General features: G+C 52.3%; 9 protein-coding genes. All 9 read right to left on the bottom strand.

What is annotated here, in order from left to right; genetic code table 11:
- Nucleotides 1-285, bottom strand: a 285-nt coding sequence (locus tag RR842_RS10390; RefSeq protein ID WP_332729694.1) for a hypothetical protein, incomplete at its 3' end; no start/stop codon positions are given.
- A 61-nt stretch (nucleotides 286-346) separates the two neighbouring features.
- The gene (locus tag RR842_RS10385) at nucleotides 347-964 is read right to left on the bottom strand and encodes a major tail protein (protein ID WP_332729693.1); all 618 of its coding nucleotides are present in this window, start codon (nucleotides 962-964) and stop codon (nucleotides 347-349) included.
- Between the two features lie 2 nt (nucleotides 965-966).
- A complete protein-coding gene (locus tag RR842_RS10380; protein WP_332729692.1) occupies nucleotides 967-1,323 on the bottom strand; it encodes a hypothetical protein in 357 nt (118 codons plus the stop codon).
- Complete coding sequence (locus tag RR842_RS10375) at nucleotides 1,320-1,739, bottom strand: hypothetical protein (protein ID WP_332729690.1); 420 nt, start codon at nucleotides 1,737-1,739, stop codon at nucleotides 1,320-1,322. The genes RR842_RS10380 and RR842_RS10375 overlap by 4 nt, the downstream gene beginning before the upstream one ends.
- 358 nt (nucleotides 1,740-2,097) lie before the next feature.
- Entirely contained in the window at nucleotides 2,098-2,379 is a 282-nt protein-coding gene (locus tag RR842_RS10370; RefSeq protein ID WP_332729689.1) for a hypothetical protein, read from the bottom strand.
- Between the two features lie 13 nt (nucleotides 2,380-2,392).
- Nucleotides 2,393-3,730: a phage major capsid protein gene (locus RR842_RS10365; RefSeq protein ID WP_332729688.1), complete on the bottom strand. Its 1,338-nt coding sequence runs from the start codon at nucleotides 3,728-3,730 to the stop codon at nucleotides 2,393-2,395.
- Between the two features lie 23 nt (nucleotides 3,731-3,753).
- Complete coding sequence (locus RR842_RS10360) at nucleotides 3,754-4,404, bottom strand: HK97 family phage prohead protease (protein WP_332729687.1); 651 nt, start codon at nucleotides 4,402-4,404, stop codon at nucleotides 3,754-3,756.
- Entirely contained in the window at nucleotides 4,376-5,605 is a 1,230-nt protein-coding gene (locus tag RR842_RS10355; RefSeq protein ID WP_332729686.1) for a phage portal protein, read from the bottom strand. The genes RR842_RS10360 and RR842_RS10355 overlap by 29 nt, the downstream gene beginning before the upstream one ends.
- A 1-nt stretch (nucleotide 5,606) precedes the next feature.
- Complete coding sequence (locus tag RR842_RS10350) at nucleotides 5,607-7,283, bottom strand: terminase TerL endonuclease subunit (protein ID WP_332729684.1); 1,677 nt, start codon at nucleotides 7,281-7,283, stop codon at nucleotides 5,607-5,609.
- Nucleotides 7,284-7,425 lie beyond the last annotated feature (142 nt).

Raw genomic sequence — 7,425 nt, 5'->3', positions numbered from 1 at the left:
AAGAGCTGTTGCAATTTCCTTCACGGCGACACACCTTATTTCCGCATCAGTCAGGCCGGGAAAGATATCCTTCAGCAGGGGTTTAACTTGCCCCATCGACCCCATTACCATCTTCCCTACGGCTGACAGAAGCGTCGCGCTGTTCGCATCATTCGTGTTTGAAATGGTTTCAAAATCAACGCAGGCCAGCACATCCTCCATGGTTCCCCACATCAAATCATAGGTTTCAGCTATGTAAGTTTTTTCTACCTTGCCACCCTTACGAACGTTTAAGGTCATTTCCATATAGTTATATCCTCCAGGTTTTAGCCCCACGCCATCATGGGAAGATTAATAATTACTTGTTTTACAAACTTGCTGGAGCACTCGCCTTCACCTTGACGGTGTCGGGCGTCTGCACCGTAGTAAACCACGAGGTCAAATCAACCTTATCGTTTTGCTGTACATTAATCGATTTCCTAGATTTACCGTCCTTCAGAAACTTGTGAATAGTAGACACTCCCGTATATTTGAGTTCTTGATTCTTGGAATCTGTACCATCATCCTCGGTGGCGGAAGCTTCGTCTGGCGTACTAAAATTGCCTTTCAGGCGCCAAATGTAGCGATACTGGCCACCCGTATCCTTTGTTCGATACCCGATGGCAAACTCTTTGCTCGTGTTTTCGCCATCCATAATCATTTGCAGCTCTTTGTCAAAATCCTGCCCAGTGAGTTCGGCGAGGGTTTCCAAATCAAGCACTGCACAAGTCACCGTAACCTCATCAGGGCCCGTAGACTTTACGTTTATCATGGGCTGATTGTCATAATACTTCGTTGCAGAATCACTCGAAGTGGTCTTCGATAGTTCAGCGACAGGCACCAATGGCTTCACTGGCCCGAAGGTTATCCCGTCCACACTGTCTGTAAGCACTTCTGCATACACCAGATTGTCAATGCCCCTAAATTCAACTACGTTCTTTCCCATATCTATACCTCTTCCTTATAGCGTTCCAAAAATTGCACGGTCAGCATCGCACCGGTATGGGTCTTGTGATCGCTTGCAGCATCCACTGGTTTCCCCGGTACTATGAACCCGGCTTCCTTTAACTTTCTCTTAGCCTCAAGTGGCACGTGTTGAACCTCCTCAGGATTAACGCTGTAGTAATATATCCAAAACCCCCAAATACACGATGCAGGGGCATTGTCATAATGCGAAGATTCAGGCGCATCATAAACCCAGAATGTCCAAAACGCAGGTGGATACTCCTCGCCCGGATTAAGCGACCCTTGGAGTGTGACAGGATCGCCAAACCGCTCCAGCACCTCAATCAGCTTTTGTTTCACCTCACGCTCCCATCTATCAGAAAATCCAGCAGGGTGTCTGCTTGAGCCTGCTGCACAAGCTGCTTGGTCTTGCCACCGTAGATCGCATTGTATAAACTACGATCCGGTGCGAGTGTCGGCGTACCGTACATAAGAAACACCGACGGTAAGCCGCCCGCGCGGATAGACCAGCCAACACCAACTGAAGCACACGTGCCTTCCCATTCGATGGAGAACACACGCGACACCGCTGAGGCAGTCGCACCCGTGACGCCAGGCGCAATGTTGTAAGCACTAGCCGACTGGGCTTTATCAACTTGCCCGGTCACAATCTCATGACTGACCTTCAGAGCCGCTTCGGCAACCTTTCCCGTACCAACACCCAGGCGCTCAAGCTTTGTAACAATCGCGTCTAAGCCGTCAAAATCTATACCCATCTTCGCCACTAGGCACCGCCGGTTACGCGCTCAACGCGCAGCGCCATGTGCTGATGCCGATACCCCACGTCTTCTGGCTGGCCAACAACCTCATACGTTTCACCAGTATCTAGCCCGATACGACACCCTGCCGTAATGCGCGGATCATACCAGCATTTAATAATCGCGGTATCAAGGACGGAATATATACCGTCAACAACTTGCTCGCTCCCACCATAGGTTTTGACCTCGCAAAACAGCCGCAAACCCTGTAGTGGCCACACCTTTGAAGTAACACCGTTGTACACCCTCTTACAGGGTATAAACAGCAAGGCTGCCGTGTCTAAGCGAAGTGGCGCCGTGTAAGTTTCACTACGCATCACGCACCACCGCCAGGTTTGCGGTAAGCGAGCTGCGCCGCTGCCTGGAAGAAGTAGGGTGAGAGGCTCGCGCCTCCCGCCCCATAGTTCCACAGGTCGCTCACTCCACGCGCAATGACACCAGCAGCCACCTCCGATTCCACCACGCTGGAGTCAACGCCGGCATCAACCAAAAAGCGTTTTGCCTCGACGATGTAACCGCGAAGCATAGCATCGTGGTAATCATTTCCAGCTAACCCCAGGCTGGTTTTTACACTCTCAAGAATATCGAAGTTGGCCATCGGAAGTTATCCCTTACACGCCGCTTGGTGCGGCACCTTTTTTGATCAGCATGAAGCCGTGGGGATCCACAACCTTGCCGTCACAGATGAGCAGCAGCTTCGTCTTGTTCTTGTTGGTGTCGTGATCCGTCCATTGCACAAGCTGCATTTGCATGTTGGAATTCACCACGTAATCGGATAGCTTACCGAAGATAGCGACAACGTCCCCCGTTGCGGCATCCTCGTAAGACGGCAGTAAGGCGGGCTCGACCGTCTCGACCGTTTTACCGGCAAAGCGATAAGTCTCCTCGCCTTCAATGCCATAGTTCACGCGCGCAATGGGCTGACCGTTCAAATCAACCATGCCGTTAATGTAACCATCGAAGGTACCTTGCTCCATGATGAACTCACCGTTGCGATAAGCTTTAGGGATCTTGGCGATAACCTTCTTCTGCCAACCCTCCCAGCTTGTAAAGTCCTCCGGTGCAAGGGTGATGATGCTTTTGATGCGAGGATCCTTGGTGATACCGAGCATCTTGCCCAAACCATCGCCGTTAACAACCGCAGCTTCCATCGCCTTCACCATAGCCTCGGTACCCAACTCCACGAACTTTTTCTCAAACGCATCGATGGTAACCACCGAAACAAGAATGCTCTGCGCGATGCGACACTCAAGGCCGTGATATGTGAACACGACCTTATCCGTCGCGCTAAGCTTCTGGTCTTTGCTTACCTCGCCCTCTCCGATCCACGTTGCGGATGGCTTCAAATCCATGATAGGAATCTCTACGCCACCCTGGATGTTTGTCTTCGTGGTCTTTGCCCATACGTTGCCGCAGGTGTCAGCCTTGCTGATAATATCCTGCACCAGCGTGGTGGGAATGACAGCGGTGGTGTCGCTCGTGAGTGTCACTGCATCAGCCGCGCGGCTCTGACTAAGCGCCTGGTTAACTGCTGCACGATGCTGCTCTGGCAAAGGCGTGCGGCGCGTCACAAGCTGATGAAATGCTTGGCGATACGCCAAGGTGGCGAACGGGTCATCGTTGGACTCAGCACTGCGCTGCTCGCCCACCTGGAAGCTGGCCACGGTGCGGAGGTTGCCATACGTTGCCATTGGGTTCATCTGCGTGCTGCGCGATGCCTCGCTGTCCGCGCCTTCACCAGCTGCGCCGGGATCTTCGCCTTCACCCTCGCCCTCGCCCTCCAACTCGGCAAGCTTTTCGTCAAGCTCCTTCAATTCGGCAGCCAGGGTATCAAGGGTTTCCCCGAGACTGCGCACCTCATCGGCGCTGTCGGATGCACGCATGGCGGTGCGAGTATCTGCTACCTTCTGCTCGCAGCGCTTACGCAATTTCTTCAAATAGTCTTTCATTTTGTTCCTTCCCTAAATTTTTATTACAGTCCGTACAAATATTTTGCTTTCAGCTTTTCAAGCTCCAGCAAACCATCCGGTTCACCTGACTTTCGTGCACTATCCAGTGCGCTGCGGGCACTATCCAGTGCCTTTTCGTCGCGGGCTGAAATATCGGTACTCTCATAAGCTGGCCATGTGACCGCGCTCACTTCAAGCACTTGGCTGATGGATATAATGGTTCTGGCTGGGTAATCCGTATCCAGACCCACCCACTCTTCTTCTGCGATGGCGAACATAAAGGACATACCCGTGATGTCGCCACGCTGCACGGCGCTGTAGAGGGCGCGTGCTTCGGTGTTGTTCTCAGTGTCGAGGGTCAAGCGTATAGCAAGCCCATCCTTGTCAACCATAAGCTGCATGGTTGAGTTTTCGTTGTTGTTGCGAGAGCGTGCCAAGGGGATCATGTTCGTGTCGTGGTTGACCAGAAAGCGCACGTCTTTGAGGTTCGCCTTGTCAAGCGCGCCACGTGCGATGGTTTCCGAGAACCAACCGCTGATATCGGTCTTCGAGTCGTAGACGATGGGGCGGCCATCAAGCACCGAACCCTTCGCCTCATCCTCCTCCGCACGGATATCAAACTCAAATGTGCGCGTCTGGAATGCCTTATCTTGCTCTGTCGTTTGCGTTGCCATCGGCCACGCCTCCTTGCTCGTTTAGTTGATAGTCGCGGGCATAGTCAACGTCCACCCAGTTAAGGCTCATCATGCGCTTGCCTGCCAACTCGGGTAGCGGACGCAGGCCGAACGCCGTGCGCTTCTCGTTTTCATAGATGGTCCCCGACGGCCCCAGCTGTGCGATCATTTCAAGCGTCTGATCGGTTGACATGAAAATGAGCTCTTCAGGATAAAACGCTATGCTGTTGCCATGCGCCCGCTCGTTGGCCGTGAACACGCCCTTAGTGAAGGCTTGGGTCATGGAAACAATAATCGACTCAAGGGACTTCTGATAAAACGCCGCCAGGTCTTCGGGCGTGAACTCCCCGGTGAGGATGGGCAGCGAAACACCGAAGTGCCGCAGGATCTTCGATTCGATGAACTTCAGTGTGTCGGTATCCACCAGCTTGATATCGCGCTTGAACGGTACGAACTCGCCCTTTAGGTCAAGAGACATAAACCCGCTCTCGCTGTTACGCACCTGCTGCTCTAGTTCTTTAATCGCAGCTTCCGTTTTTTCCTTATCGAACATGGTGTTGTACTTGATCACGCCGTTGACGGCATATGCCGCCTTAAGCCCTTTGGCAACGCCTTGCAGCAAGGTGTCGTTAAGGTCCAAGGTTTCGAGCAAGGCCGTGTTGTCGGGTTGCCCGAACTGATTGCCGCCCATGTACTCGTTCACCGAATAGCGGTAACGGATATGGATGATGTCCTCATAAGCAACTTCACTCTCGTGACCATTGGCGAAGTAAAAACGGATAAACATCTTCCCACTCGGGTCCTCCAAGAAATCCACCCTGGCAGGTTGCAGCGGCCAGAGGCCCGTGAGGCGGCGCTTCCCGTTCACATAGTCGAACGTAGGTAGTATGAAAGCGTTGTAGTTGAGCAGCAGCAGCCAGATGGTCTTCTCGATGAAATCGGACATGGTCATCAGCGGGTTGGGGTTCTCAAGCACCGTCTGCACCGCGCCCACCTGCGGCTCCACGTCGAAACCGACCTTGCGGATATGCTGGGCTTGCAGCTTCTTCATTTCGGTTGTGATTGTGTGGATACACTGCTGTACCACGTCGCTCGCATAGATGTTCTGCCCGAACTGGGAAAACACCGGCATACCGCCGCCCATCATCTTCGAGTAGGTATAATTTTGCTTGCGCGCTTTAAGGTACTCAAATAACCCCATATCACTGCTCCAAATTCTGGGTGAACTCGGTACGATAGCGCCGGTATATCTCGTACAGGTCGATAAGGGTGGCGGCGCCATCAATCCTGCGCGATGCCTGCCCGCCTATCTTCACGGGCATGACAAGGCATTGATCATCGATCTTCATGGCCGTGTTGCCTATACACCACGCATCAACGGGGTTGTTGTTATAGTTAATCTGCTGATCCAGGAAATCGGCTTCTACCAGCTTCATGGGCTGGGACAGCGTGTATTTATTCTGCCAAACTATTTCCACTTCAAAACCGTAATCGTCCATGCGCTTCAAGAACTGCTTGGAAAACTTCTGGTCATACCCACACACCATCAACCGTATATCGAGATCCTTGTAGAGTTTGTAGAACCAATCCGCCACGAGGGATAAATCAACATCATTGCCTTCCGTGATGGTCATAAGCCCCTGCTCGCACCACTCGCGGTAATGGGCACCGCTGCTCTCATCATCGCTTTTGGTAAGTTTGCTCTCGGGTATCCAGTAGTGCGAATACACGTATTTCACCGGATCATTCGGTTTCATGAGCAGAATTTTTGCGTTGGTAAGGTCGGTAGTTTCGGCAAGGTCTACCGCACCAAGGCACAGGGCACCCCGGAAGTCCTCAACCTCGAAGGTCGCCTCATACCCATAATCCTCGGACATAAGCCACGCCTGGGCGTTGCTTTGCTTGATGTTGAAATCTTTAGCCAGCACATACATGCGGTCTGATTTGCTCTTGCTCGCAAGGTCGAGCTGCTCCACGATGTACTCGCGTTTCTTAACGGTGCCGAGTGTCGGATTCGACTTTTCCCAGCTTCGCGGATCCTGCCACACCTCCTGCTCACTATCCTGCGTGTAGAGCCACGGCAAGAAGCGCTTTGCGGCGGGACCGTCATCTTCACCCGAAAGCACGCGGCGTGCGTAGACCAGCAGCCCATCGAGGTAGCCGCCATTCACAAAGCCCTCCGTGGTGAGGATGAACAGCTTCGGGTTATCCTTGAGTGATTGGCTTTGCTCGATGGGTTTGACGATGGAATCATCAAGCATTTCATGGGCTTCGTCCACATAGCCCACGTCGATGTTGCGCCCCTCTTTGTTGCGCATGCGATCGCTCATCTTGAATATCTTGGAATTAGTGTCTTTGCACTTGATACCCTTTTGGTTGCGCCATGTGAGTTTGCTATCCGGATCCATAAGCAGGCGCATGGTATCGATAGCCTCGTAGACGATAGCACTCTGGTTGTCATCATTCGAGGCACAGACGATGTCCGATCCAGGAAGCCCCAGGATCATATCGCAATTTGCAAGCGCCGAACAAGTCTCGCTCTTCGTGTTTTTCCGACTGATCAGAAATAAGGTTTTTTTGAAACGATCATAGCCGGTATCGGCCATCTTGAAGGAATATTCAACCTCAACGAAGGCCTTTTGCCAAGCCATGAGCACCATCGGTTTGCCGTAGAACGGGGATTTGGTAAGCCGGATGCAATTTTCCATGAAGTGGATGCGTCGCATCGCTTCAGAGGTGTCGTATACGTACTCCGGTTCCCCAATCTCTGCCAGCAACTTGTCAAGCAGCGTCACCATCTCGATGCCCGCAACAATATCGCCGCGATCTATAGCATCGCGGTACTGATACAGGTGCGTGTTGCCGATTTCCAGCTTCAAATACGGGTGCCCTTTCGCGTAGACGGATTACGTTCACATGATCGTAATCGGCGAAAGGCAAAATGTCAGAGGATAACTTTTTTAATGTGAAAATTTCTAGAAAACAAGGTGCGTAACCGACTGATTTACGGAAAAAATAGGG

The organism is Gordonibacter sp. (assembly GCF_036667095.1).
GTDB lineage: Bacteria > Actinomycetota > Coriobacteriia > Coriobacteriales > Eggerthellaceae > Gordonibacter.
Note: the sequence above shows the minus strand (reverse complement) of the source record. Positions and strands in the feature narration are given on the sequence as shown.